Raw genomic sequence first — 23,733 nt, forward strand, 5'->3', positions numbered from 1 at the left:
CGGCTTATGACTGGGGCGCAGCCTTGATCAGCGCCTCGTAGCGATCGATAAGCTCAGGGCCGTGCAGCGGCGAGTCGTGACCGCCCACCACCGTCTTGATCGGCAGCTTCATCGCTTTCAGCCGCTCAAGGGTCTGCGGATAGGCCTTCACATCGGCAAAGTTCAGGTTGCCCAGCTTCTCCTTGAGGATGCAGTTGCCATAGAGCACCTGCTGGTCGGGGAAGTAGACAAAGATGCCGTCCGGCGTGTGGGCCGGGCCCGCGTAGAAGGCGCGCAGCTTGCCCTCTTGCAGGGTGAAGTCGCCATCGTGCACCACGTTGGGCAGTACCAGCGGCAAGTCCGGGTACTCCGGCAACCCCTTGCGGGTAAAGGCGACAATCTCGGCCCAGTCGCTCTTCATCAGATCCCGGGTCTGGCGGGTCGATACCACCTTGGCACCGATGGACTTCCAGTAGGCGTTACCGCCGGCACGGTCGGTGTGGTAGTTGGTGTTGATCACCTCCAGCACCGGCTTGCGGCTGACCCGTTTGATCAGCTTGTGCAGCTCGCGGGCGGTATCCGGCGTCCAGGTCGCCCCCACCACAGTCACTCCCTTGGCCCCGAAATAGACCATGGAATTTTCCTGCACGTAGTAGTTGTCCTCCACCACATAGACGGGGCCGCTCACCTGTGTCAGCGACATCCCCGCCGCCCGCACGCTGCCACCCCAGAAGCTCGCCACCAGCACCACGGCGCCGGCCAGCCCGCACTTTATCCAACCTTTCATCATCTTGCTCCCTCGAACCAACCGCCCCCTCGCCACCCCTGTGGCAAGCCGGGCCCATTTATCAGTGGGCAGAAAATACGGGGGATTTGTGAAGGGAAAATGGGCTTGTGTGAAGAGAAGGTGAAGTCAGGGGGGAATTCAGAAAAAATCAGGGGGGAACCGGCAGCGAGCCACGCGATTGACGGTGCGGGGAATGGAGAGTGAAGAGCTATAAAGGCGCAAAACGAACCGACAACACAGATAGCAACCCCTCACCCTAACCCTCTCCCGAGGGAGAGGGGATGGCCCGTGCCAATTCCAAGCCACTCATATTCACCCGCACCACAGAGCCAACGCACAATCAGCGGAGCATATTTGCTCCCTTCTCCCCTTGCGGGAGAAGGGCTGGGGATGAGGGGGAGGTAACAATAAGCCACATAATGTAGGGACGATTAGCGCAGCGTAATCGTCCGTTTATCGCCACGCATCGAGTCATGGCAAGGCCAACAGGAAACTCTGAATATCACCTGCTTCTCGGCCACGGCCTGTCCGCGATCGTCTGAATACGATTCACTATTCGAACCCATGGCACTAACTGTGAAGACAATCATGCAAGCTAAACAATGCTCAATCTATCCCGACAATAGATTAGAAAACAAATATGAAATCATATTATGATGCATGAAATTACTCACTAAAACGTGCAGGTACGGTGATGAAGAAAGAAATTTTCTACAAATACAGGGCGATGAATACTAACCTAATAGAATCTCTTTGTTGGGATAAAATATTTTATGCTTCACCCGCGACCTTTAATGACCCACTTGACTGCAAAATGTTCTCCATTGAGAATAATTCTTCAATTGAAGAGCTAAGACAGATATATGCTAGGCTAAAGTTTCCTAGAACACTTAAAAATGCAGAACAGAACATTAGAGGTAAAGACATTGAAGCAAAAATAAAACCCTTACTAGAAGAAATGGCAAAATCTATAGTAATAGATGACTTAAATAGAATGAATTATAACTCAACCGATCCAGAGTATACCTGTACACCGGAGGATGCTGAAACTGGAATATTAACTTCAAATATACTTTCAGAGTTAAGGGAACATTACAGTAGCGGTGTTTTCTGTTTTTCTAAAGATGGGAAAAACATGCTAATGTGGAGCCATTATGGTGATGAACATAAAGGTATCTGTATTGGATATAGCGATAATAGAAAGCCTGTTCCTGATATCAAGCCTGTGATATATGGCAAGCATGGCGTGATAAAAACATCATCACTTTACAATGCATTTGTTAAAAATGATAAAGATGAACAAACCATCATAGAAAATGAAATCCTCTTAAAGAAAAGCAGAACATGGAAATATGAAAAAGAATACAGACTGATAAGTAACATTGGTATTCAAAACTCGCCCCTAATGTTAGAGGAAATCACGTTTGGTCTCCGATGCCCAGCTGAAATAAGGCATACGATTATAAAAATGATGGAAGGTCGACAACCAAGTATAAAGTACTATGAAATGGTATTAACAAACAAAAATGCAGACCTAATTAAACAACCTTACAACGAAAATTGCGAGTGGAGCGTCCACTTACCCAAGGTAGCATATTCAGGCGTGGAAATTTTTGGTGAACATAAGATGGAAATACCGAACCAATAACACATTTAAATAAAAACCACCCGCATAACGGGTGGTTTTTTCATTATCTTCGGATAAACCAGAGAGATTTAACTCACCACACAAATCAAGCCAACGGCGGCGTACGCGGCGGCACCTTGCGCTTGCTGCCGGTGGATTCGAAGGCCGAGGCGAAGCGCAGCAGCTTATTGTCGTCATAGGCGCGACCGGCGAAGGTCAGGCCCACCGGCATACCGATATCGGCCATGATGCCCATGGGGACAGTGACGGTCGGCACGCCGAGATGGCGAATGGCGAGGTTGCCGTTGGCAACCCAGATGCCGTTGCTCCAGGCGATATCGGCGGAGACCGGATTCACATCCGCATCAGCCGGGGCGACGTCGGCGACGGTGGGGAACAGCACGGCGTCGAGCTTGAGCCCGTCCATCCAGTCCTCCAGATCCAGCTTGCGGGTCTTTTCCAGAGCACGCAGGCCATCCGGCACCGAGGCAATCTCGTCGAAACGCTTGAGGCCGCGCTTGGCCATATTGACGTACTCGTCCATGCCCGCCGCCAGATCGCCCTCGCGGTTAGGCAAAGTGCCCGGATCGTGGGGGAAGATCTTGGGCCCGTCGACATCGGCCAATTGCTTAAGCTTGGGATCGCCGTTGGCGCGCAGGAAGTCGTCGAACGCCCAGCCGGAGAGCTCCCACAGCTCGTCGTTGAGAAACTCCGGGCTCACGATGCCGCGATTGAACACGGTCGGCGCGCCTGGTCGGTCCCCTTCGCAGTTGGAGACCAGCGGGAAGTCCACTTCGATGACCTCGGCGCCAGCGGCTTCCAGCGCCTTGCGCGCATCTTCCCAGAGGGCAATCACGGCCTCGCGGGTATGGATGCGCTGACCGGTCGGGCCGCCGATACCGGGGTTTTCGCTGGTGCCGGCCAGTTCATCCTTGTTGATAAACATGCGCGGCACGCCGAGGCGCTTGCCCTTGAGGGCATCGGCCTTGGCAGCCAGCTCCAGATAGGAAGCCGGACGCACTTCGGAGGCCTTGGGCAGTTGCACCCAGGGCTGCATGCGCCAGAGATCTCCACGGGTATCGGCATCGTCAGCCACTACCACATCCAGCACTTCCAAGAGATCAGCCATGGTGCGGGCATAAGGCACCACCACATCCATGGTCGGAGTCAGCGGCCAGTTGCCGCGCACCGAGATGACACCACGGGACGGGGTGTAGGCGCACAGACCGTTGTTGGAGGCCGGGCCACGGCCGCTCGACCAGGTCTCTTCAGCCAGGCCGAAGGCGGAGAAGCTGGCGGCGGTGGCGGTACCGGCACCGTTGGAGGAGCCGGAGGCAAAGGGCGCGGTCAGGTAGTCGGCATTGTAGGGGCTCTCGGCACGGCCATAGACGCCGCGCTGCATGCCGCCATTGGCCATCGGCGGCATATTGGTTTTGCCAAGGCAGATGGCACCGGCGGCGCGCAGCCGCTCAACGGTAAAGGCATCGCGCTGGGCCACCAGATCCTTGAAGGCCGGGCTGCCGGAGGCGGCGGTCAGCCCCTTGACCAGATAGCTGTCTTTGGCGGTGTAGGGGATACCGTCGAGCGGCCCCAGAGTTTCGCCACGGGCGCGGCGCTCATCAGACGCTTGCGCCTCTTTCAGCGCATCGGGGTTGGGGACTACCAAAGCGTTGAGCTTGGTGTTGGTCTCGGGGCCGTTGTAGGCCTCGATCCGGGCCAGATAGGCCTTGACCAGTTCGACCGCTGTGGTGCGGCCTGCTTCGAGCGCACCGCGCAGCTCGGCAATGGAAACCTCGGTCACTTCGATCATTTTGATCTCCTGTAAAGGGTGACTGTTTGTCATGATGATCGCCGCATCAGCGCCGGCGACCATCACGTCATCAAGAGAGAAAACCCCACGGCGTGGGGTTTTGAATACTCACCGGAACCGGTTTACGACCCGTCGCGAGAGGCCGTCAGCAAGGTGAAGAGCAGCGCAGGAACCGGAGCGTATAAACATACATGAACCCTCGGTTTCACATAAGCGAGCAGCACATGAGCCTTGATCACGGCCTCGCAGCAGGATCGTCATCCGGTTCTTATTTGCCGGACGGGATCTGCTGGGTAATGCAGTGAATATTGCCACCGCCCAGCAGGATCTCGCGGGCCGGTACGCCGACGACCTTATGCTCCGGGAAGATCTCTTCCAGAATGCGCTGGGCTTCGCCGTCGGTGGCGGCATCCAGCAGCGGGTAGACGATGCGATCGTTGGTGATGAGGAAGTTCACGTAGGAGCCGGCCAGACGACCTTCTGCCTCGCGCGGCACACCGGTGCCGCTCTCGACGCCGGCAGACTCTTCCTGGGTGCAGTAGAGCGGGCCCGGCTGGGGCAGCTTCCACACTTTCAGCTTGCGACCCTTGGCGTCGACCGCCGCTTCCAGCACCTTGAGGGCGGCCACGGAGCGCTCGTACTGGGGATCGTTCTGGTCGTCGGTCCAGTGCAGGGCCACTTCACCCGGACGCACGAAGCAGCACATGTTGTCGATGTGGCCGTCGGTCTCGTCCATGTAGACGCCTTCGTCCAGCCAGATAAAGCTCTTCACACCCAGATAGTCGCGCAGGTGAGCTTCGATCTGCGCTTTGCTCAGGTGCGGGTTGCGGTTTTCGTTGAGCAGGCACTCGGCGGTGGTCAGGCAGGTGCCTTCGCCGTCGACGTGGATGGAGCCCCCTTCCAGAATGAGCGGCGCGTCGTAACGATCCATGCCGTGCTGTGCCAGCATCTGGGCCGCCACTTGCTCATCTTGATCCCAGGGGTAGTAGAGACCGCCCTTGTGGCCGCCCCAGGCGTTGAAGCCCCAATCCACGCCACGGCACTCGCCGGTTGCGTTGGTGACGATGGTGGGGCCGCTGTCGCGGGCCCAGCAGTCATCGCTGTTCATCTCGACCAGGGTGACATGGCTGGGCATGATGGCGCGGGCCTGCTCCATAAACCGGGCCGGCACCCCCATAAAGACCGGGGTGGCTTGCCCGATGGCATCCGCCACCTTGGCGAAGGTGGCTTGCGCGAAGCGACCGGCCTCACGCCAGTTGTCCGGGCGAAACGGCCAGATCATCCAGACGGCCTGCTGGTGTGCCCACTCGGCGGGCATGGTGAAGCCGTCGGCGGCCGGCGTGGTGTTCATGGTCTTGATGCTCATCGCAAGGCTCCTTGCATGGATTGAGACCCCGCAGGCGTGAAAACGCGGCGCGGGGATCCTGGAAAAATAACAGTGGTCGCAGTGTAAGAAGTTGCGCTCACATCCATCAAATGAATAGGATGGATTGTCCCATAAGCCTGGCAAATAATCTTGATGAAACTGCACCAGCTCGACCTCAATCTGCTGCTCGCCTTTGACGCCCTGATGGCGCAGGGCAGCGTCACCCGCGCCGCCGAAACCCTCTTTATCAGCCAACCCGCCATGAGCCATGCGCTCAATCGTCTGCGCACCTTCTTTGGCGATCCGCTCTTGGTGCGCACCCCGCAGGGGATGCTGCCGACCCCTCGCGCCCAGCGGCTGCATCTGGGAGTCCAGCAGGCGCTGCGGCTGCTGGAGCAGCAGCTCAGCGACGAGGAGGTGTTCGAGCCGAGCCAGTCGAAGCGCCGCTTCGTGCTCTGCACCACGGATTACGTGGAGTGCGTGCTCATCCCGCCGCTTATCCAGCGTCTCAAACGGCTGGCGCCCGGAGTCACCATCGAGATCCGCATCCTGCGCGACACCCTGCCCGAAGCCGAGCTGGCGAGCGGCGAAATCGATCTGGTGCTCGGCTTTGACGAATACATGCAGGTGCCGGGGTATCTGGGCAAGGAGACCTGGCTCACCGAGCCGCTGGCCGGGCTGGTGCGCGCCGATCTGCCGATGGCCGCCCCGGCGCTCGCAGAGAGTGGGGATGACCCGGCGCTGCCGGGCGAGCGCATCAGCTTGGCGCAGCTGATCGAGATGCCCCACGTGTTCCACTCGCCCCTTGGCACCTCGGAGGCGAGTCTGGATCGCTATCTGAAGACGCTGGGGTTCAGTCGCACCATCTCGGTCAACAGCCAGAGCTATATGTCCGCCGCCGCCATCGTGAGCCAGAGCGATCACCTGCTGGTGTTGCCCAGCATGGTGGCCGAGCTGCTCGCCAACCACTGGCCGCTGAAAAGCCTGCCGCTGCCCGAAGATGTGCCCGATTATCACCTCAACTGCGTCTGGCATCCGGTGCATGCGCAGCAACCCGCCCTGATCTGGCTGAAAGACCTGATGAAGGAGTTGGTGAATCCGGAGTAACCCGGCAACGTGTGCCCCCCTCATCCCCAACCCTTCTCCCATTCTTTTGTAAATAAGCGGGAGAAGGGAGCAATCAACCCGGCTGCGTGTGGCATACCCAGAAACAACCATGGCTCCCGCGGGAGCCATGGTTGTTTATGGGCGAGGCATTATGCCCGCAGGGCCGTCATCAGCTGGGTGACCACGCCACCCAACAGGACGGGGTCGGGGCGGCACTGGGCGAAGGTGACCAGGCCCTGGATGTTGATGAGCAAAAAGGCAGTCAGGGTCGGGATGTCGCGCCCGACCGCCAGCTCGCCACGCTCGAGGGCCAGGCTCAGCACCGCGGCCAGATCCGCATCCAGCTCGCCATAGATGGCCTTGAGCTTCAGATGCAGCTCTTCATCCTGCTCCGCCAGCTCCATCAGGGTGCGGGTCACCAGACAGGTGCCGCAGAGGGCGTCGTTCACCACCTGCTCGAGGTAGGCCTGCACCCCCGCCAGCGGGCTCGCGGCGGCGAAGAAACTGCGCCGCAGGGCGCTCTTCTCCTGCACATAGTGATCGACCGCCGCCAGCAGCAGGCCGCGCTTGTTGCCAAACGCCGCGTAGAGGCTGCCCGGATGCAACCCGGTCGCCGCCACCAGCTCCTGCATGGTGGTCTTGGCGTAACCCTTGGCCCGAAATGCCTCCATGGCATTTCGCAAGACGTCGTCCCGGTTGAACTCGGCGCTGCGCATGGTTTCTCCGTTGAAAAAGCGGATTCACCGACCAGGGGCCGGCGAGGGGAAATAAGAGGGCGGCAAGTTTACCCCAGCGGGCCGGCAACACCAACCCATGTTGAATGCTCGTTCAAAAAAGACTTGCACACAAAACAAAAAACGTCTTGAATGCACGTTCAAGAATCACTCCCTCAGGACAGACGATCATGAATACCCTGTTTCAGCCCTATCGCCTCAACGACACCCTCACCCTGGCCAACCGTTTCATGATGGCTCCCCTCACCCGCTGCATGGCAGGCCCGGGCCTGGTGCCGACCGAGCAGATGGCCGCCTATTACGCGCGCCGCGCCGACATCGGCCTCATCATCTCCGAAGCCACCATCATCCGGCCGGACGGACAGGGCTACCCCAATACCCCGGGGCTCTACAGCGCCGAGCAGATCGCCGGCTGGAAGAAAGTGACCAGCGCCGTGCATGCCAACGGCGGCAAGATCTTCGCCCAGCTGTGGCACGTGGGTCGTCTCTCCCACCCCTTCTTCCACCACGCCGAAGTGCTGGCCCCCTCTGCCGTCGCCCATGAGGGCACTGTGCCCCGCATGCGCGAGCTGGTCTATCAGGTGCCGCGCGCCCTGACCGAGAGCGAAATCGCCCAGCTGGTCGAGGATTACGCCCAGGCCGCCGCCAACGCCATCGAAGCGGGCTTTGACGGGGTGGAGATCCACGGTGCCAACGGCTACCTCATCGATCAGTTCCTGCACCACGCCAGCAACCTGCGCACCGACAACTACGGTGGCAGCCCGGAAAATATGAGCCGCTTCGCGCTGGAGGTGGTGGATGCCATCAATGCCCGCATCGGCGGGGATCGGGTGGGCCTGCGCCTCTCCCCCGGCGCCTATGTGCACCTCGAAGGGGATGCGCGGGATCGCGCCGTGTTCGACCACCTGCTGGCCGAGCTGAACCAGCGCAACCTGGCCTATGTGCACCTCGGCATCTTCGATGACAGCCTCACCTTCGACTACCTGGACGGCCGCGCCTCCGACTACCTGCGCGCCCGCTACGACGGTCATCTGGTGGGGGTGGGCAACTACAGCGCCGAGACCGCAGCCGAGGCCATCAAGGCCGACCGCTTCGACCTCGTCGCCATCGGTCGCCCGCTCATCGCCAACCCGGACTACCTCGCCAAAGTGAAACAGGGCGACGCCCTGGTGCCCTATGCCGACACCATGCTGGCCGAGCTGGTCTAACGCTCGCCGGCGCCTTGCCTGACCAAGGATGGGATCCGCGCCCTCGCGCGGGTTTCCAATGTTTGGGCCCCCTCCCGGGCCCTTTTTTGTGTCCGCTCGTTATGCCCGCCATTTCACGACCCTCGCCAGCGCAATAAAAAAGTTGCTAGTAACAACTAGTTGGCTATATTGGTTGTTGATGACAACCAAATAGGAAACCCTGATATGGATCCCCGCCCCCTGCGCGCCCTGTCGCGCGATCTGGTACGCGAACTCGGCATGCTCTCCCAGCAGTGCGGCGAACTGGCGCTCAGCCCGCTCGAAGCCCATCTGCTGATCGAGCTGGAGAGCGGCCCCGCCACCAACCAGCAACTGGCCGAACGGCTGCGCATCGACAAGTCCAACGCCAGCCGCCCGCTGGCCCGTCTGGCCGAGCGCGAGCTCATCAGCTGGCACCCCCATCCGTCCGATGGCCGCAGCAAGGAGGCGCGCCTCACCATCGCCGGCCAGGCCCAGCTGCTGGATCTGCATCAGGAGATGGACAGCGCCATGGAGGAGACCCTGGCCCAGCTCACCCTCGCCGAGCGTGAGCAGCTGTGGACCGGCCTGCGCCTCTATCGCAGCGCCCTCTCCCGTGCCCGCCGCCAGCAGGGCTACCGCATTCGCCCGATCCGGGCGGCCGACAACGGCCAGATTGCCGCCGTGATCCGCGCCGTCTCCGCCGAATACGGGCTCACCGCCGACAAGGGATACGGGGTGGCCGACCCCAATCTGGATCGGCTGCATGAGACCTATCAGGGCGCGCAGAGCCGCTACTGGGTGATCGAGGGACCGGACGGCGCCATTCTCGGCGGAGGCGGCATAGCGCCGCTGGCGGGGGAAGAGGGGCAAGTCTGCGAGCTGCAGAAGATGTACTTCATGCCCTCCCTGCGCGGGCTGGGACTGGGGCGACGGCTGGTGCTGCAGGCGCTGGACGAGGCGCGCGCGCTCGGCTATCAGCGCTGCTACCTGGAGACCACCGCCGTGCTGCGCGAGGCCACCGCACTCTACGTATCTCTGGGCTTCGAGCACCTGCCGGGCCCGCTCGGCAGCACCGGCCACGATGCCTGCGAGATCTGCATGGTGCTGGCGCTCGCCGCCAACAAGGCCCTGCCAGTGGCGTGAGGCATAAAGACCGGATGAACAGGGGCGGCTCTGGTGCCGCCCTTTTGTTTGCCTGTCGTTCAGAGCCGGGGGGCGGGTGGCACAAAATGGCATGAAGGGCGAGGCTTGACGTCATCCTGTATCAATGAACGGCGTTTGTGATCAGGCCAGGGCAGACAGGGGCGCTGGGCGCCTGTCAGGTGGGAAAGTAGAACCAGGCCGTCTTGATAAGGCCGGCCTCCACCTCGAACACCGCCATGCTCTCCAGCGGCTCGGGGGAAAGGCCATAGATCAACTCGTGATCGAACACCTTGTTGCCGATGACGGTGCGCGCCAGCAGCTCGGCCCGCAGGGCCGGGTTGTTGAAGCGATGTTCGGCATAAAAGGTTCTGAGCGCCTCCTTGCCCACTGTGCTCGGGCTCTCCGTCGGCATCCGGTACCCCTTGAACGCGTCGGAGAAGCAGGCCAGGAAGGCCTCGAGATCGTGGGCGTTGTAAGCGTTAAATTGTGCCTCGACGGGCAGTTCGACGGACATGCATCACTCCCTGAATCATGTGTGAGCCTCCTTTATAGGGGGCATTGCTCCCCTTGTCGACGGGTGACGGCGGCGCTCCCCCTATCCGCGCCCTGTTCGCCATGCAAAAAGAGACCCCGCCGAAGCGGGGTCTCTTTTTATCTTGTCTGCCTGTCGGCAAGCGCTGATCAGTGCTCGCGGGTCTGGCGGAACTGGACGTCGGCGTGACGCTCCTGGGCCAGGCGCAGGTTGACCATGGTCGGCGCGATGTAGGTGAGGTTGTCACCGCCATCCAGCGCCAGGTTGACCTCGTTCTTGCGCTTGAACTCCTCGAACTTCTTGACGTCGGTCCCTTCCACCCAGCGGGCGGTGGCGACGTTGACCGCCTCGTAGATGGCCTCGACGTTGTACTCGCTCTTGAGGCGCGAGACCACCACGTCGAACTGCAGCACACCGACCGCACCGACGATGAGATCGTTGCTGATGAGCGGACGGAACACCTGCACCGCCCCCTCTTCGGAGAGCTGCACCAGCCCCTTGAGCAGCTGCTTCTGCTTGAGCGGGTCGCGCAGGCGGATGCGGCGGAACAGTTCCGGCGCGAAGTTCGGGATGCCGGTGAACTTGAGATCCTCACCCTGAGTAAAGGTGTCGCCGATCTGGATGGTGCCGTGGTTGTGCAGACCGATGATGTCACCGGCGAAGGCGTCTTCCGCCTGCTCACGGTCACCGGCCATGAAGGTCACGGCGTCGGAGATGTTCACGTCCTTGCCGATGCGCACGTGGCGCATCTTCATGCCCTTGCTGTAGGTGCCTGATACGATACGCATAAAGGCGATACGGTCGCGGTGTTTCGGATCCATGTTTGCCTGGATCTTGAACACGAAGCCGGAGAACTTCTCCTCGGTCGCCACCACTTCGCGGCTCTCGGCCTTGCGCGGCATGGGGGCCGGCGCCCAGTCGGTCAGACCGTCCAGCATGTGGTCGACACCGAAGTTGCCGAGTGCGGTACCGAAGAAGACCGGGGTCATCTCGCCGGCGATGAAGGCGTCGTGATCGAACTCGGGGGAGGCGCCCTGCACCAGCTCCAGTTCACCGCGCAGCTGGGCCGCCAGATCGTCGCCGATGGCCGCGTCCAGTTCGGGGTTGTTCAGCCCCTTGACCACCCGCTTCTCCTGGATGGTGTGGCCCTGACCGCTCTGATACAGATAGGTCTCGTCCTTGTAGAGGTGATAGACACCCTTGAAGGATTTGCCGCAGCCGATGGGCCAGGTGATGGGGGCGCACATGATGTTGAGCTCGCGCTCCACCTCGTCCATGACCTCCATGGGATCGCGTACTTCGCGGTCCAGCTTGTTCATGAAGGTGAGGATGGGGGTGTCGCGCAGCCGGGTTACTTCCATCAGCTTGCGGGTCCGGTCTTCAACACCCTTGGCGGCATCGATGACCATCAGGCAGCAGTCGACCGCCGTCAGGGTACGGTAGGTATCTTCGGAGAAGTCCTCGTGACCCGGGGTATCGAGCAGGTTGACCAGGCAGTCGGCGTAGGGAAACTGCATCACGGAAGTGGTGATGGAGATACCGCGCTGCTTCTCCATCTCCATCCAGTCGGATTTGGCGTGCTGGCCCGAGCCACGGCCCTTGACGGTACCGGCGCGCTGAATGGCCTGTCCGAACAGCAGTACCTTTTCGGTGATGGTGGTTTTACCCGCATCCGGGTGCGAGATGATCGCAAAAGTGCGTCTCTTGGAGACTTCACTCAGAAATTCAGCTGACATAATTCAATGTTCTTCTATTGGGCGGCGGCCTTGGCCACCGTGGGATAATTCCGGAGTGCCGCATTGACTCACGGTCCGGCATGGATACGCAACGGGCCACTCGGGCGGGCATCAGACCCGCCGGTGGAGAGAGGGAGAGGGTTGCGTTACATGGGTCTTCTCACCTGAGCCAAAGCAAAATTGCGCGACATTATACCCGCGCGAGTGAAAAATACCCAGCCCGGCTTTGCAGGGTGGGGCACCCTATTCGGCCCGCATCACCTGGTTGCGGCCGGCCTGCTTGGCCCGGTACATGGCCTCGTCGGCCCGCTGCACCAGCCCCCCCAGGCTCTCGTCGAGAGGGCCTTGCTGGGCACAACCGATGCTGACGTTGACAAAACGCCCCTCCGGCATCCCCTCGATACGCAGCTGGGAGACGCGATGACGGATCCGCTCCGCTACCTCCATCGCTTCGTCCAGACAGGTGTCGGGCAGCAGCACCAGAAACTCTTCGCCGCCGTTGCGCCCCACTCTGTCCAGCGAACGCAGCTGGGCGGCGATGCACTTGGCCACGGCGGCCAGCACCAGATCCCCCACGTGGTGGCCCAGCTGGTCATTGACCAGCTTGAAGTGATCGATGTCCAGCAGCAGCACCGAGAAGGGCTTGCCCTGCTCGCGCGCCTGTCTGAACCAGTGCTGGCCCTTGTTCTGGATCTGGCGGCGGTTGTGCAGCCCGGTCAGATCGTCGGTCATGGCGAGCCGGCGCATCTGGCGGGAGCGATTGAACTGGTGCAGCGCCAGCATGCCCATCACCAGCAACAGCAGGGCCACCACCACGTACTGCCAGTGGCGCCGCTCCTGCAGCTGCTTGAGCTTGGCCTCCTGCAGCAGCTGCTTGGTCTTGAGGGCCTGGTTCTCCAGCTCCTTGCGGGCCAGGTCGAACTCGAAGCGCATCTGCAACGAGCGCTGCTCCCTGAGCACCCGTTCCAGCGAGTGCTTGGTCTCGACAAACAGCTTGAGGTTGCTGAGGGCGGCGCTGATCTGCCCCTGCTGCTCCAGGATCCGCGCCCGCACCTCGTAGACCCGCGCCAGGAAGCGCTGGTTCTTCTCCTTGACGAAGATGGGTTCGGCGTGGGCCAGGTAGTAGAGCGCCTTGGTCGGGTTGCCCTGCGCCGCCTCCGCCATCCCCATCACCAGTTGCCAGTGACCCAGGGTGACGCTGTCAGAGGTCTCGCGCCCCTGCAAAATGGCGTCAGCCTGGCGTAACTTGCTCACCGCCTCGGTCACCTTGCCCTGATTGAGCAGTATGGTGGCGATCTCGATCCGGACCCAGGCCAGCAGCCCCTCTTTCTGCTGAGAACGATAGAACTGCTCGGCCATCTTCATCAGCGGCAGCGCCCGGTCATACTCCCCCATCTCGGAGTAGAGCAGCCCCTGCTGGGAGCGGATCCTCACCAGCGGCTCCTGAGCGCGCAGGGCGCTGTAGTCATGAGCCAGCTCTTCGAAATACCCCTCGGCCCGCTCATAGAGCCCCATCCGCCGATAGGCGTTGGCGATCTGGGCCAGCACCTCCCGCGCCTTGCCATCCAGCCCCAGCGACTCGAAGCGCTTGTGCGCCTCGATGAGCTCCATCAGCCCCTCCGCCAGCTCACCCTGATAGGCGTACATGTCGCCGCGCAAGCTGAGGATGTCCGCCTCCTGCACCCGATCACCGAGCCGGCGGGCCAGCACCAGCGCCTGCTGGTAGTCCTCCTTGGCCTGCTCCATGTTGCCGAGCATCTGCTGATGAAAGGCGCGGCAGGCCAGCAGACCTGTCTCGGTGATCCTGTCCTTGCGGGCCCGGGCACCGGCCAGTTCCTGGTCGGCAAAGTTCACCACGGCACGGTACTCGTCGTCCCACTCGGAAGGCATGGCCCAGCACTGCAGCCGCACGATGCGCCCCTGCACGTCGGGGGGATAGGCCTCCTTGCTCGCCACCAGGGCGGCGATGCGCAGCCGGAACATGCGATCGGGCTGGAACCCCTCCTCCAGCAGCTGCAACTCGCGGGAGAGCTGGGGCTCGGTCAGCGGCGCCCGGGCCGCCCAGGCGAGGGGCGTACACAATCCCGTCAACAGGATCAGGGTCATGATGCGTTTCATGCCGGTTCGGTTTCCCCTCAGGTGGTGCTAGTACACGAATATGCTCACTCCCCCCATCATATCTCGCCTTGCAGCAACACACAGCAACCATGGAAAAAGAGAGGAGATAGGCCAGATCCGGCAGGCTCTCACGCTGACCGAACGCGCCCCTTTACAGATGGAAAATCAGCATCGACTATAGGCGCCATCCAACACAGGGAAGCGCAGGTTGATGACATATCAGGAGCTGCAGGCGGCCTACGACAAGCTGCTGCAGGAGAACGAACGGCTCAGGCGGGTCGCCGACGATGCGCGGGAGAAGCTGGAAGCCGCCATGGACGGCACCGGCCTGTGCATCTGGCAGAAACACGTGCCCACCGGCAAGCTCATCATCTTCAACCGGCGCTGGGGTTCCATGCTCGGCTATCAGCCCAAGGAGCTGTCGGCCCACTTCGATGTCTGGCGCGAGCATCTGCATCCGGAAGACAGGGAGCGGGTGCTGCAGGCCTTCTTCGATCACCTGAGCGGCAAGAGCCCGTTTTATCAGGTGATGCACCGGATGATCGCCAAGGACGGCAAGACCACCTGGGTGCTGGACCGGGGCCGGGTGGTGGAGCGGGACGCACAGGGCAACCCCGTTCGGGTGATGGGCACCCACATCGACATCACCCACGAGAAGGAGTATGAACAGCAGCTGGCCCGGCTCGCCCACCGGGATCCTCTCACCGGCCTTGCCAACCGCACCGCCCTGCAACGCAAGTTCAACCAGGGTTTCAAAGCCATCTGCTTCATCGATCTGGACGACTTCAAGCAGGTCAACGACAACCTGGGCCACCGCGCCGGCGACGAGCTGCTGATCGCCCTCACCCGTCGGCTGCGCGACTGCTGCGAAGAGGGGGTGAAGATAGGCCGGCTCGGCGGCGACGAATTCGTGCTGCTGCCCTGGGCCAGCGACGATCCCCGCACCAGCCAGCTGGCCAGCCAGTGCATCGACGCCATCGCCACCCCGTTCGAGCTGCCCAACGGCGACGCCTCGGTGGGCTTGAGCATGGGGATTGCGGCAATCCGGCCGCAGGATGATTTCAGCACGGCACTGGCCCGGGCCGATCAGGCCATGTATCGGGTCAAGCGCGGCGGCAAGCGGGGCTTTCATGTCGCCCGGCCGAGTGGCCAGCCACTGCTGGATCAGGAGCAGGTCAACGAGCGCGGGCTCGGCCACCAGCCCCGCCCCTGAACAGGGTCAGATGGGCAGCGGCCCCATCACCTTGACCGCCCGAATGGCGAAGTGGCTGCTGATGTCGTTGACCATGTCCTGAGACTGCAGCCGCCGGATCCACTGCTCATAGGCGGGCAGGTCGGGCACCACCACCTCCAGCAGGTAGTCGTAGTTGCCGGAGACGGTGTGACAGCTGATCACCTCCGCCATGGCCGCCACCGCCTGCTCGAAGGCCTCCACCAGCGGCTCCCTGTGCTGACTGAGCCGCACGTTGACGAAGATGGTGATGCCCAGCCCGAGCTTCTCCCGCGCCAGCACGGCGCGATACCCCCGTATATGGCCCTCCCCCTCCAGCCGCTTCAGGCGCCGGGCACAGGGGGAGGCGGACAAGCCGACCAGCTCCGCCAGCTCCACGGTCGTGAGGCGTCCATCCTGTTGCAGCAAGCGCAGCAGATGTAAATCAATCCTGTCGAGCATCTTGGTGATATCCGGTAAAAATCCCTTTTGGATTGGCTGAAACTAGCAATTGCCCCCGAATATCTCAAACAGTTTGCCCTGCAACACCCTCCCCCCTGGCGGGATAATGAGCCGGGACACGCCATGGAGGGAGCCCGATGTCATTCACACCATCACCCCGTTGCAGCGGCTGGGCCGCCGCCCTCGCCACCGTGCTGCTCTGGTCCGGTTTCTTTCTCTCACTGCGTCTGGGCGCCGAGGAGAAACTCCCGCCACAGGCGCTGGCGCTGCTGCGCTTTGGCATCCCGGCCCTGCTGCTGCTCCCCTATTACTGGCGTCACCGCATCCGTCTGCGCCGCACGCCCCTGCGCTGGCAGCTGGCCATGCTGGCGGGAGCCGGCCTGCCCTTCTTCTGGCTCGGCGCCATCGGCATGCAGCTGGCCCCGGTGGCCCAGGGCAGCGCCCTGATCCCGGGCACTGTGCCCCTCATGGTCAGCCTGCTGGGCCTGCTGCTGTGGCGCGCCCCCTGCCCCCTGCAGCGGCGCTGGGGGCTCTCCCTCATCGCCCTGGCCACCGCCATCCTGTTGCTGAGCGGAGAACCGGGATTATGGCAGGGGCAGCTCTGCTTTCTGGGGGCGGCCCTGCTGTGGGCCCTGTTTACCCTGGCGGTCAGACGCAGCGGACTGGCGGCGCTGGATGCGGCCGCGCTGGTGGCGGTGCCGTCGGCCCTGTTGCTGCTGCCGACGCTCCTGTGGAGCCCCTTGCCCGCCGTGAGCCATGCCAGCGTCTGGCTCTGGCAGGGTCTGCTGCAAGGGATAGGCGCCGGCTTGCTGGCGGCACTCTGTTACGCCCACGCCATCCGCACCCTGGGCGCCGAGGTCAGCTCGGCGCTGGGCTCGCTCACGCCCGTGATGGCGGCCATGCTGGCATGGTGGCTGCTGGGGGAGAGCGTCACGCCGCCGGTGTGGCTGGCGCTTGGCCTCTTGTGTGTCGGGGTGGTGCTGGCCAGTCTGCCGGCACGGCGGGTTTCAGCTGCGCTGCCAGCGGCGCAACAGGCGACCGCGCAGGCCGCAGTCGAGTAGCCAGCTGTTGTCGAACACCCGCAGCAGCGCCGGTTTGGCGTGGCGGGACATGGCCACCGCGTGGAAGCGGGTCTGCTGCTTGCGCTGGCGGTTCATCCGATCCAGTAGGCTGTGAGGCAGGCTCTGGGCGATAAAGTCGGAGACCACCAGTACGTCCGCTCTGGCAAAGGCGGGGTCATCCAGCTTGATCAGGGCCTTCTCGAGGCAGGGCACCAGATCGGTGCCGCCGTGAAAACTCATGGAGAGGAAGCGCTCCGCCTTGTCGAGCCCTGTGTCGGCGGTGATCTCCAGGGTCGCCACCTCGGTGGAGAAGAGCATCAGGTAGCAGCCCCGCTTCTCGTCCATCGCCACCTTGAGCAGCGCCAGAAACAGCGCCTTGGCGCACTCCTCCGGGTAGCCCCCCATGGAGCCCGAGGTGTCGATGCAGACGATGAAGGGCCCCCGCTGCTGCAGCTGCCGCCCGCCAAGCTCAGGGGTGCGCAGCATGATGCGCTGGCGCGGCAGGGTGCCGCGCGACTGGTAGCTGAGCAGGCGCCGCTCCAGATAGCGGCGGTAGAACTCTAGCTCCAGCTCCGGCAGCGCCAGCATCACCGCCTCGCTCGGCAAGAGCCGCATCAGGTCGCTGGCGGGGTGGATGCCCACCAGATCGTCCGGCACGTCGTCGGTCTGCACCTCTTCCAGCTCGTGCACCTGCACCGGCGGCACCGGCGAGTCGTTGGCCCGGTTGTCCTGCTCGCTGCGTCCCAGCAGGTTGGCGATCTCCGCCAGCAGCGGCTCGCGCTGCAGCATGCGGGCGTACTGCTTGACCAGCACCAGGCTGCGCTTGTGCCAGCTGCCCTGCGCCAGATCCCAGAGCCCGCCGGCGGAGATCTGGTTGGGATCGAGCGCATCGGCCAGGGTACGGCTCGCCAGCAGCTGATCTTCGATCTCCTGGCGCTGCTTCTCCCGCTCCGCCTCGGCGATCTGCTGCTGCAGCTGCAGCAGGCTGCCCACCAGGCTGGTGCGCCACTTCTCGATCAACAGCTGGCGCTGGCTGTCGGTGGGGTGAGCCATCAGCTGGCGCACCAGGCTGCGCGCCTCGCCGGCGAAAGGGCTGTACTGCTCAAGCCCGTCCAGCAGGGCCGGCAGGCGCCCCATCAGCTCGGCCAGCGGCAACCCCTTGTGGGCCTGATAGAGGCGATACTCCTGCTCCAGCGCCACCGGCACCGGCTTGTGGCGCATCTCCTCCCCCAGCTGATCGCTCCAGCGGCGGATGCGCTTTTGCAGCAGTTTGCCCTGCAGCGGGGAGCGTTTGATGAACTCGGAGATCTTGGGGGTGGAGGCCAGCAAGAGCGCCATTTCGCCCGCCAGCTCCCCCTCGCCCATGAGCAGCCCCAGATCCATCATGCCGATCTCAAGCATGGCGACCTCCGCCGACCAGGCTCACCACAGTCCCTTTCGCGCTCGCCATGGTTCAGGCGTCCAGCTGCGGCAGCCGGTCGTGCCACTGGCTGATGTCGGTGCGCAGCTGATCCAGATCCCGGTTCAGCACGAAGAAGCTGTCCTCCACCTGCTGCAACCAGTGACGACCGATGAAGAGGTGCTGCTGATGGCGCTCGAACAGGTTGCGCTGGCGCTTGAGCTCCTGCGCCAGCACGCCGGCCTCCGCCAGCAGCTCGGTCAGGGCCGCCTGCCAGGGGGTGATCACCACCTCGGGAATGGGGGTGCGCTCCACCAGCACCAGCGGGATCTGCTGGCGCTGCAGATCCAGCACGTGCAGCCGCAGCTCGTCGTCCAGCACCAGCTCGTAGTGACCCTCCTTGGGGTTGCCAAGCGGCCAGCCCACCAGCGACTCGCCGGTGGGATGCCAGTGGGAGAGCAGGGTCCGGTCGAACACCAGCGTCTCCACCAGCCGCTCCGGATCGTCGCCATCCAGCGCCGCCTGGGTGAGCAGGTGGAAGTGCACCAGCTTGCCGAACGGGCGGGCGTTGGCCAGCGGGATCTGGATGCCGCGGGCGCGGCGCCCGAACCACTGCTGGCGCTTTCTGGCCTTGCAGCACAGGCGCTGGGCCACGCTCTGTTTGAGCTGCTTGAACTTGTCCCGCAGCCCCATCAGCTGACGGGTCATGGTCAGCTGCTGATAGCCGTAGAGGCGGGAGAACTCGGTCATCATCTCCAGCAGGGCGGTGCGCGAGGCCTCGTCATGCCAGAGGCAATCCTTGAACAGCAGCAGATCGAGCGGGGCCACCTCGTCACGGCCGTTGAAAAACGCGCTCGCCTTGATGAGCCGCACAGCCTTCTTCCAGCGCCGATCCGACACGTAGCAGCTGTGGGCCAGCTGGCTGTCGAGCTGCTGGCGCAGCTGATAGATGAGCTCGAAGCAGTCGTCCGGCAGCCGGACCCGGTCGATCTGTTCCTGCCACTCCAGATACTCGTCGCCGTGGATCTGCACCGAGGGCGGCAGATTCTGGTGGGACTGGCCGTCGCTGGCCAGCATGGCCTGGAAGTTGGCCTTCTCCTGCACCCGGTCCATCCAGATCCGCACCAGCATGCGGTCGTAGAGCGCTTCCAGCCCGCTGTCGGGGGCCGGCAGCTCGTTGGAGGCGGTCACCAGCAGCCGCATGGGGATGGGGTGCTGGCTGTCGCCGTTGCGAAACTGCCGCTCGTTGATGGCGGTGAGCAACGTGTTGAGGATGGCGGGGCCCGCCTTCCAGATCTCGTCGAGGAACACCACCTCGGCCTCCGGCAGGTAGCCGGCAGTGAGCCGCAGGTACTTGCCGTCCTCCTTCAGCGCCTGGATGGAGAGGGGGCCGAACACCTCCTCCGGCGTGCTGAAACGGGTCATCAGGTACTCGAAGTGGCGCGCTTCATGAAAGGCCAGCTTGAGGCGCCGCGCAATCAGGCTCTTGGCGATGCCGGGCGGGCCCAGCAGAAACACGCTCTCGCCGGACAAGGCCGCCAGCAGACCAAGCCGCAGGGCATCCTGGCGCTCGTAAAGCCCCTCGCCGAGGGCCGACAGCAGGCGTGGCAGCCGTTCGTGAATGGGGGCGAGACGAAGATTCTGTGATGCTAAAGGTGGCATAGGCGCACTTCCGATACTGGGGTTGTCTGGAACCGGCACACCCGCGACGCGATCGAAGGTTCCCTGTCCTGCTTGTTGTATTGTCGGGAGATCGCCTCAGGCTCGCACCGGCCGGTTGCCGGGCGCCGGAGCGCCTCTCCTGGCTAAAACATACCGCAAAAGATGCAGCAAAACGCGTTCGAGTGTACCCTGCGCAGAGCTTTTTTCATCAATGCAGATCAAGACTGAGTCATCGCCTATGCAAGATCCAGTGCAGCTGACCACAGCGCGGGAACCCGTCCCCGAGCAACCAGACCAGGCATCCGGTCGCCTGCGGCAACACCTACTGGCCCGGATGGGCATCCCTAGCTGGCAACTGCGCCGGCCGGCCCTGCTGGCGGGCCATCAGGCTGCGCCCGCGCCGGCCAATGAGACCCAGGCAAATCTGCAGGAGGCGGCCCCCGTGCCGAGCGAGCCGCCGAGCGGCAAGCTCTGGATCCTGGCGAGCCGGCTGCCCGCCCCCGGTCTGCTGGCGGATCTCTGCCAGCTGCTCGGCATCGACAGCGACGAGATCAGCCTGCTGAGCAGCCTGCCCGCCGGCCACACCCCGCCCCTGCTCTGGCTGGAGGCGGCCGATCCCGCCTGGCCAGAGGCTCTGATCTGCCCGCTCACCCCCAGCCCGGCCCAGAAACGGGCGCTGTGGCAGCAGCTCAAGGGGCGCCTCGGCTGACCAGCCGTGCGCCCCGCATCTCTCTTCGTTCAGCCGCCCCGACCCGGAGCCACCATGGTGCAATTTCGTCCCCTGCTCGAGACCGACTTCGAGCTCGTCTACCCCATAGAACAGGCTGCCCACAAGGAGCCCTGGAGTCAGGCCAATCTGCTCTCCTGCTTCGGGCCACGCTATCTCAACGGCCTGCTGCTGGTCGACGGCCAGCCGGCCGGCTTCTACATCTCGGATCTCGTGGCAGGCGACAGCTCGCTGATGAACATCTGCGTGCACCCTGACTTTCAGGGCAAGGGGCTGGGGCGGGCGCTGCTCAGGGAGTACCTGAGCCGCAGCAAGGCCAACAAGGCCGAGGCCTGGTTCCTCGAGGTGCGGGCCGGCAACAGCACCGCCATCAGCCTCTACGAGAGCGAGGGGTTTGCCGAGTACTGCCGGCGCGCCGACTACTACGGCACCGGTCAGGATCGGGAAGATGCCGTGCTGATGTCCCGCCTGTTCGACTTCGGCTAAGCCGCCGCGCTACATCTGCAGCACTAGAGCAGCGGCGCGTTGTCGAGGGCCGGATCCTGCAGGCTTTGGGTGGTGTGCAGCACAGCCTCGAAGCCGGCGGCGGAGAGCGGCATGAAGAAGCCGCGCTGCCAGGTCACCCCGGGCATCCAGATCTGCTGGATATCCACCACTATCTTGATGGGCTTGAGCGGCTCACCCGGCTGCTGCACATAGATGCCGGGCGGCGTCGCCACCTGCGGGAAGCGGCGCAGTATCTGCTCGCTGCCATCCCCGGCATTCGGGTTGAGACGCACCTTGACCAGCCGGGCCAGCACAGGCGCCATCTCCTCTGTCTGCCACAGGGTGGTATCCAGCAGCTTGCAGCGCCGGCATTTGGCGCGCTCGATCACGTAGAGCAGCGGATAGCCCTTCTGCAGGGCCAGCTGCTGCGCCTGGGCGTAGCCTTCGGCGCCGCTCAGCCAGGGGTTGTCCTCCTCGCCACCCGTGCCTCCCAGCGTAAACCAGAGCCCACCGGCCCCCGCCAGCAACAGCAATACCCCGGTCACCACCCCCTTGATACCGACACTCATTATGCTCCCTCCCTGAATGGCTCCACACGTCAGCCACCATCATGCCTCAAGCGCCCCCTAATTGACGACTTTGTGATCCAAGACAAATGGCGAACACTTGTAAGCTGTAATCTTAGAGTTTAAACTCCAGCGCGATTTTTCAGTGCCCCTTAGGGCGTACAACTGTTACTTGAGGATGTCTGACTGATGCCGAAACACCACCTGGTTCGACTGATGCGGGAACGTATCGCCCGGCTTGGCAACAAGGCCGCCCTGCGCGTACAACAGGATGGCCAGTGGCGTGCCATCGGCTGGCGTACCCTGGGGCAGGCCATGGACTACTGCGCCCAGGCGCTGATCCGCGCCGGCCACCAGCCTACCGAGATGGTCGGCATCTATGCCCGCAACATGCCGGAGTGGACCCAGGCCGATCTCGGCATCCTGGCCGCCCGCGGCGTCAGCGTCCCCATCTACCCCACCAGCACGCTCGATCAGCTACGCTACATCGTCAAAGATGCCGGCATCAAGGTGCTGTTCGTCGGCGAACAGCCCCAGTTCGACCAGGCGCTGCAACTCATTGAAAGCGGCGAGATCCAGCAGCTCATCGCCCTCGACGGCAGCGTCAACCTGCGCGGCTGCCAACAGGCGAGCCACTTCCAGACGTTTCTGGTCTCCGGCAATCACCAGCCCAGCGAACAGGCACTGCGCGAACGCGAGAGCCAGTACCGGATGGACGACCTGCTGACCCTGATCTACACCTCGGGCACCACGGGTGAGCCCAAGGGGGTCATGCTCGATTTCGCCAACATCGCCGCCTGCTTCGAGATGCACAACAGCCGCCTCGATCTGAACGAGCAGGACGTGTCGCTCTGCATGCTGCCGCTCAGCCACGTGTTCGAGCGCGCCTGGACCTACTACGTGCTCTATTGCGGCGCCGAGAACGTCTACATCCGCGATCCGCAGAAGGTAATGGATGTCATCGGCGAAGTGCAGCCGACCGTGATGTGCGCCGTGCCGCGCCTCTACGAGAAGGCCTACGCCATGATCCAGGCTCGCGTCGCTCAGGCCCCACGCCTGCGCCAGGCCCTGTTCGGCTGGGCCACCCGGGTCGGCAAGCAGATGGTCGCCACCCGTCAGGCGGGTAAAGCCGCTTCCCCCCTGCTCTACGGCCAGCTCTGGCTCGCCGAGCGGCTGGTGTTTCGCAAGCTGCGCGCCCGTTTCGGCGGCCGTACCCGCTTCCTGCCGGTGGCCGGCGCCCGCCTCGCCGACGAGGTGAACATCTTCTTCCAGGCCATGGGGCTCAACCTCAAGTACGGTTACGGCATGACCGAGACCACCGCCACCGTCTGCTGCTACGAAGACAGCCAGTTCAAGCTGGGCTCCATCGGCACGGCGCTCAGCGGCATCGAGGTGAAACTGGGTGAGAACAACGAGCTGCTTGTGCGCTCCCCCACCGTGATGCGCGGCTACTACAACAAGCCCGAGGCCACTGCCGAGGTGATGACCGAGGATGGTTTCCTGCGCACCGGCGATGCCGGCGAACTCGACGGCGAAGGCAACATCTACTTCACCGAGCGCCTCAAGGAGCTGATGAAGACCTCCAACGGCAAGTACGTGGCACCGCAACTGGTGGAGGGGACCCTCGGCAAGGATCGCTTCATCGAACAGATCGCCATCGTCGCCGATGCCCGCCACTTCGTCTCCGCGCTGATCGTGCCCTGCTTCGAGTCGCTGGAGGAGTACGCCCGCTCCATCAACCTGCAGTACCAGTGCAAGACCGAGCTGCTGCGCCACTCCAAGGTGGTGGAGTTCTTCGAGGCGCGCATCCAGGATCTGCAAAAAGAGCTGGCCAAGTTCGAGCAGGTGAAGAAGTTCACCCTGCTGCCGAGCGCCTTCTCCATGGAGCTGGGTGAGCTGACCCCCACCATGAAACTGCGCCGCAAGATCATCGAGTCCAAGTACCAGAGCGAGATCGAGGCCATGTATAACCATGTCTGAGTACAACAACGTCTGAGACCGCTCGGATTTCCG

Annotated in this window: 20 protein-coding genes; 9 read left to right on the top strand and 11 right to left on the bottom strand. The window is 63.0% G+C overall.

Features of this window, described 5'->3' with window-relative positions:
* Nucleotides 1–4: 4 nt before the first annotated feature.
* Nucleotides 5–766, bottom strand: a complete 762-nt coding sequence (locus tag ACB033_RS12360; RefSeq protein WP_240041772.1) for a CphA family subclass B2 metallo-beta-lactamase — start codon at nt 764–766, stop codon at nt 5–7.
* A gap of 694 nt (nt 767–1,460) precedes the next feature.
* Between ACB033_RS12360 and ACB033_RS12365 the strand changes: the two genes are divergently transcribed.
* On the top strand, nt 1,461–2,414 hold the full coding sequence (locus ACB033_RS12365; protein WP_139725726.1) for a DUF2971 domain-containing protein: 954 nt from the start codon (nt 1,461–1,463) through the stop codon (nt 2,412–2,414).
* 85 nt (nt 2,415–2,499) lie between these two features.
* Here ACB033_RS12365 and ACB033_RS12370 read toward each other — a convergent pair whose 3' ends face one another.
* Both ACB033_RS12370 and aguA read right to left on the bottom strand, forming a co-directional pair.
* Nucleotides 2,500–4,203: an amidase gene (locus ACB033_RS12370; protein ID WP_139725727.1), complete on the bottom strand. Its 1,704-nt coding sequence runs from the start codon at nt 4,201–4,203 to the stop codon at nt 2,500–2,502.
* 268 nt (nt 4,204–4,471) lie between these two features.
* Nucleotides 4,472–5,569 (bottom strand): agmatine deiminase, encoded by a 1,098-nt coding sequence (gene aguA / locus ACB033_RS12375; protein WP_371140536.1) that lies wholly within the window; start codon nt 5,567–5,569, stop codon nt 4,472–4,474.
* Between the two features lie 153 nt (nt 5,570–5,722).
* On the opposite strand from aguA, the gene ACB033_RS12380 reads away from it, so the two are divergent.
* Complete coding sequence (locus ACB033_RS12380) at nt 5,723–6,676, top strand: LysR family transcriptional regulator (protein WP_371140559.1); 954 nt, start codon at nt 5,723–5,725, stop codon at nt 6,674–6,676.
* A gap of 149 nt (nt 6,677–6,825) precedes the next feature.
* Here ACB033_RS12380 and ACB033_RS12385 read toward each other — a convergent pair whose 3' ends face one another.
* Nucleotides 6,826–7,392, bottom strand: a complete 567-nt coding sequence (locus ACB033_RS12385; RefSeq protein WP_371140537.1) for a TetR/AcrR family transcriptional regulator — start codon at nt 7,390–7,392, stop codon at nt 6,826–6,828.
* A 188-nt stretch (nt 7,393–7,580) separates the two neighbouring features.
* Here ACB033_RS12385 and ACB033_RS12390 point away from each other — a divergent pair, with 188 nt between their 5' ends.
* Together ACB033_RS12390 and ACB033_RS12395 are read left to right on the top strand one after the other, a co-directional pair.
* Nucleotides 7,581–8,618 (top strand): alkene reductase, encoded by a 1,038-nt coding sequence (locus ACB033_RS12390; protein WP_016349467.1) that lies wholly within the window; start codon nt 7,581–7,583, stop codon nt 8,616–8,618.
* A gap of 204 nt (nt 8,619–8,822) precedes the next feature.
* Complete coding sequence (locus ACB033_RS12395; protein ID WP_371140538.1) at nt 8,823–9,761, top strand: GNAT family N-acetyltransferase; 939 nt, start codon at nt 8,823–8,825, stop codon at nt 9,759–9,761.
* 175 nt (nt 9,762–9,936) lie between these two features.
* Here the strand turns inward: ACB033_RS12395 and ACB033_RS12400 are convergent, their stop codons facing one another.
* The 3 genes from ACB033_RS12400 to ACB033_RS12410 form a co-directional block, all read right to left on the bottom strand.
* On the bottom strand, nt 9,937–10,275 hold the full coding sequence (locus tag ACB033_RS12400) for a nuclear transport factor 2 family protein (protein ID WP_371140539.1): 339 nt from the start codon (nt 10,273–10,275) through the stop codon (nt 9,937–9,939).
* A 167-nt stretch (nt 10,276–10,442) separates the two neighbouring features.
* Nucleotides 10,443–12,032: a peptide chain release factor 3 gene (gene prfC / locus ACB033_RS12405; RefSeq protein WP_085947086.1), complete on the bottom strand. Its 1,590-nt coding sequence runs from the start codon at nt 12,030–12,032 to the stop codon at nt 10,443–10,445.
* A gap of 240 nt (nt 12,033–12,272) precedes the next feature.
* A complete protein-coding gene (locus tag ACB033_RS12410) occupies nt 12,273–14,135 on the bottom strand; it encodes a diguanylate cyclase (RefSeq protein WP_019839902.1) in 1,863 nt (620 codons plus the stop codon).
* Between the two features lie 223 nt (nt 14,136–14,358).
* On the opposite strand from ACB033_RS12410, the gene ACB033_RS12415 reads away from it, so the two are divergent.
* Nucleotides 14,359–15,360 carry a sensor domain-containing diguanylate cyclase gene (locus ACB033_RS12415; RefSeq protein ID WP_139725816.1) on the top strand — a complete coding sequence of 334 codons (1,002 nt, stop codon included), beginning with the start codon at nt 14,359–14,361 and terminating at the stop codon, nt 15,358–15,360.
* A gap of 6 nt (nt 15,361–15,366) precedes the next feature.
* On the opposite strand, the gene ACB033_RS12420 is transcribed toward ACB033_RS12415, so the two are convergent.
* Nucleotides 15,367–15,819, bottom strand: a complete 453-nt coding sequence (locus ACB033_RS12420) for an Lrp/AsnC family transcriptional regulator (protein WP_139725732.1) — start codon at nt 15,817–15,819, stop codon at nt 15,367–15,369.
* 137 nt (nt 15,820–15,956) lie between these two features.
* Between ACB033_RS12420 and ACB033_RS12425 the strand changes: the two genes are divergently transcribed.
* Entirely contained in the window at nt 15,957–16,880 is a 924-nt protein-coding gene (locus tag ACB033_RS12425; RefSeq protein ID WP_139725733.1) for a DMT family transporter, read from the top strand.
* Here the strand turns inward: ACB033_RS12425 and viaA are convergent.
* Together viaA and ACB033_RS12435 are read right to left on the bottom strand one after the other, a co-directional pair.
* Nucleotides 16,827–18,281, bottom strand: coding sequence for an ATPase RavA stimulator ViaA (gene viaA, locus ACB033_RS12430; RefSeq protein WP_025202217.1), 1,455 nt, complete (start codon nt 18,279–18,281; stop codon nt 16,827–16,829). The two genes, ACB033_RS12425 and viaA, sit on opposite strands and share 54 nt — an antisense overlap.
* 52 nt (nt 18,282–18,333) lie before the next feature.
* Nucleotides 18,334–19,941: an ATPase RavA domain-containing protein gene (locus ACB033_RS12435; RefSeq protein ID WP_162519908.1), complete on the bottom strand. Its 1,608-nt coding sequence runs from the start codon at nt 19,939–19,941 to the stop codon at nt 18,334–18,336.
* Nucleotides 19,942–20,179: 238 nt separating this feature from the next.
* Here ACB033_RS12435 and ACB033_RS12440 point away from each other — a divergent pair, with 238 nt between their 5' ends.
* Together ACB033_RS12440 and rimI are read left to right on the top strand one after the other, a co-directional pair.
* Nucleotides 20,180–20,650: a DNA polymerase III subunit psi gene (locus tag ACB033_RS12440; protein ID WP_010635098.1), complete on the top strand. Its 471-nt coding sequence runs from the start codon at nt 20,180–20,182 to the stop codon at nt 20,648–20,650.
* A gap of 54 nt (nt 20,651–20,704) precedes the next feature.
* Complete coding sequence (gene rimI / locus ACB033_RS12445; protein ID WP_005308924.1) at nt 20,705–21,154, top strand: ribosomal protein S18-alanine N-acetyltransferase; 450 nt, start codon at nt 20,705–20,707, stop codon at nt 21,152–21,154.
* A 23-nt stretch (nt 21,155–21,177) separates the two neighbouring features.
* On the opposite strand, the gene ACB033_RS12450 is transcribed toward rimI, so the two are convergent.
* Nucleotides 21,178–21,723, bottom strand: coding sequence for a hypothetical protein (locus tag ACB033_RS12450; RefSeq protein ID WP_010635100.1), 546 nt, complete (start codon nt 21,721–21,723; stop codon nt 21,178–21,180).
* Between the two features lie 186 nt (nt 21,724–21,909).
* Here ACB033_RS12450 and ACB033_RS12455 point away from each other — a divergent pair, with 186 nt between their 5' ends.
* Nucleotides 21,910–23,700 carry a long-chain fatty acid--CoA ligase gene (locus ACB033_RS12455; RefSeq protein ID WP_371140540.1) on the top strand — a complete coding sequence of 597 codons (1,791 nt, stop codon included), beginning with the start codon at nt 21,910–21,912 and terminating at the stop codon, nt 23,698–23,700.
* Nucleotides 23,701–23,733 lie beyond the last annotated feature (33 nt).

Origin of the sequence: Aeromonas sp. S15(2024), from assembly GCF_041402265.1 — a bacterium.
Taxonomy (GTDB): domain Bacteria; phylum Pseudomonadota; class Gammaproteobacteria; order Enterobacterales; family Aeromonadaceae; genus Aeromonas; species Aeromonas dhakensis.

Excerpts from the sequence above, each read along its gene's own strand:
- ACB033_RS12360 (WP_240041772.1), bottom strand. The coding sequence starts at position 766 with ATGAAAGGTTGGATAAAGTGCGGGCTGGCCGGCGCCGTGGTGCTGGTG.
- ACB033_RS12365 (WP_139725726.1), top strand. The coding sequence starts at position 1,461 with ATGAAGAAAGAAATTTTCTACAAATACAGGGCGATGAATACTAACCTA.
- ACB033_RS12370 (WP_139725727.1), bottom strand. The coding sequence starts at position 4,203 with ATGATCGAAGTGACCGAGGTTTCCATTGCCGAGCTGCGCGGTGCGCTC.
- aguA (WP_371140536.1), bottom strand. The coding sequence starts at position 5,569 with ATGAGCATCAAGACCATGAACACCACGCCGGCCGCCGACGGCTTCACC.
- ACB033_RS12380 (WP_371140559.1), top strand. The coding sequence starts at position 5,723 with ATGAAACTGCACCAGCTCGACCTCAATCTGCTGCTCGCCTTTGACGCC.
- ACB033_RS12385 (WP_371140537.1), bottom strand. The coding sequence starts at position 7,392 with ATGCGCAGCGCCGAGTTCAACCGGGACGACGTCTTGCGAAATGCCATG.
- ACB033_RS12390 (WP_016349467.1), top strand. The coding sequence starts at position 7,581 with ATGAATACCCTGTTTCAGCCCTATCGCCTCAACGACACCCTCACCCTG.
- ACB033_RS12395 (WP_371140538.1), top strand. The coding sequence starts at position 8,823 with ATGGATCCCCGCCCCCTGCGCGCCCTGTCGCGCGATCTGGTACGCGAA.
- ACB033_RS12400 (WP_371140539.1), bottom strand. The coding sequence starts at position 10,275 with ATGTCCGTCGAACTGCCCGTCGAGGCACAATTTAACGCTTACAACGCC.
- ACB033_RS12410 (WP_019839902.1), bottom strand. The coding sequence starts at position 14,135 with ATGACCCTGATCCTGTTGACGGGATTGTGTACGCCCCTCGCCTGGGCG.
- ACB033_RS12415 (WP_139725816.1), top strand. The coding sequence starts at position 14,359 with ATGACATATCAGGAGCTGCAGGCGGCCTACGACAAGCTGCTGCAGGAG.
- ACB033_RS12420 (WP_139725732.1), bottom strand. The coding sequence starts at position 15,819 with ATGCTCGACAGGATTGATTTACATCTGCTGCGCTTGCTGCAACAGGAT.
- ACB033_RS12425 (WP_139725733.1), top strand. The coding sequence starts at position 15,957 with ATGTCATTCACACCATCACCCCGTTGCAGCGGCTGGGCCGCCGCCCTC.
- viaA (WP_025202217.1), bottom strand. The coding sequence starts at position 18,281 with ATGCTTGAGATCGGCATGATGGATCTGGGGCTGCTCATGGGCGAGGGG.
- ACB033_RS12435 (WP_162519908.1), bottom strand. The coding sequence starts at position 19,941 with ATGCCACCTTTAGCATCACAGAATCTTCGTCTCGCCCCCATTCACGAA.
- ACB033_RS12440 (WP_010635098.1), top strand. The coding sequence starts at position 20,180 with ATGCAAGATCCAGTGCAGCTGACCACAGCGCGGGAACCCGTCCCCGAG.
- rimI (WP_005308924.1), top strand. The coding sequence starts at position 20,705 with ATGGTGCAATTTCGTCCCCTGCTCGAGACCGACTTCGAGCTCGTCTAC.
- ACB033_RS12450 (WP_010635100.1), bottom strand. The coding sequence starts at position 21,723 with ATGAGTGTCGGTATCAAGGGGGTGGTGACCGGGGTATTGCTGTTGCTG.
- ACB033_RS12455 (WP_371140540.1), top strand. The coding sequence starts at position 21,910 with ATGCCGAAACACCACCTGGTTCGACTGATGCGGGAACGTATCGCCCGG.